Annotated in this window: 1 protein-coding gene; it reads right to left on the bottom strand. The window is 61.1% G+C overall.

The annotated features are described in order from the left end of the window. Window positions 1-1,189, bottom strand: a protein-coding gene (locus M3C25_RS13080; protein WP_259857223.1) for an IS3 family transposase whose coding sequence is annotated in 2 segments (ribosomal slippage) — window positions 1-904 and window positions 904-1,189 — 1,190 coding nt annotated over the 2 segments. Because the reading frame shifts where the segments join, the coding sequence is not laid out codon by codon here. This gene is flagged as partial in the annotation.

The following is a 1,189-nucleotide window of genomic DNA, read 5'->3' as shown; positions in this document are numbered from 1 at the left end:
CTTTCGGCGTATTGGGCTTCGACTTCTGCTGGTGTCTTGTAGCCCAGTGCTTCGTGCAGCCGGGTGGTGTTCCACCAGTGGACCCAGTTCATGGTCGCGAACTCGACATCGGTCAGCCTGTTCCAGGCCGGCTGGGAGTAGATCAGCTCGGCCTTGTACAGGCCGTTGACGGTTTCGGCGAGGGCATTGTCGTAGCTATCGCCGACTGTTCCGACTGATGGGGTGATGCCTGCGGTGATGAGGCGTTCAGTGTAGGCAATGGCAACGTATTGCGATCCACGATCGGAGTGATGGACTAGTTCAGCAATGCCTGTGGTCGCGGTGTTCAGCGCGTGCTCTAGCGCTTCTAAGGACAGCGCGTGCGTCGTCATCGATGATCTGGTCGCCCAGCCGGCGATGCGGCGGGAGTACGCATCGATGACGAACGCGGTGTACACGAAGCCATACGATGTGCGCACATACGTGATGTCAGCGACCCACAGCCGGTTCGGGGCCGGTGCTTTGAAGTCTCGCATCACCAGATCCGGGCGCTCATCCGGTGTGCGCCCGGGTACCGTGGTGCGCGGTTTCCGGCCGCGAACCACGCCGCTGATTCCGGCCTGACGCATCAGCCGTGCGACCTGGTCACGGCCGATCTTCCAGCCGCTTCGGCGCATCGCATGCCACATTTTGCGAACGCCGTAGACCCCGTAGTTGCGGGCATGCAGGTCCTTGATCACCACGGTCAGTTCCCGATCCCGGATCTGACGTTCGCAGGCCGGTCTGGTCTTCGCGGCCCGATAACCACGCGACGTCATGAATCCACCCTCGCGTGCTGCAAGTGTGCGGCAGATGAGCTCGACTCCGAACTGATCACGGTACATATCGATGTAAGCAATCATTTCGGCGAGGGGCGGTCGAGCTCGGCTGCAAAAAACGCTGAAGCAGTCTTCAGTATCTCGTTCGCCCGTCGCAGCTCACGATTCTCACGCCGCAACCGGCGCAGCTCTTCAAGCTCATCCGTTGTCGCGCCCGGCTCAGTGCCGGCATCACGTCTGGCCTGCTTCAGCCACCCGCGCATCGTATGCGGTGAGATCCCAAGTTTCGTTCCCACCGCCTGGGCGGCCGACCACTGCGAGCACTGCGTGTGGTGAAGATGATCCTCCATCAAACGCAACGCCCGCTGCTTGAACTCCTGGGTATAGACAGT

The sequence above is a fragment of the Brevibacterium luteolum genome (assembly GCF_025147615.1).
Classification (GTDB): Bacteria; Actinomycetota; Actinomycetes; order Actinomycetales; family Brevibacteriaceae; genus Brevibacterium; species Brevibacterium luteolum.
Note: the sequence above shows the minus strand (reverse complement) of the source record. Positions and strands in the feature narration are given on the sequence as shown.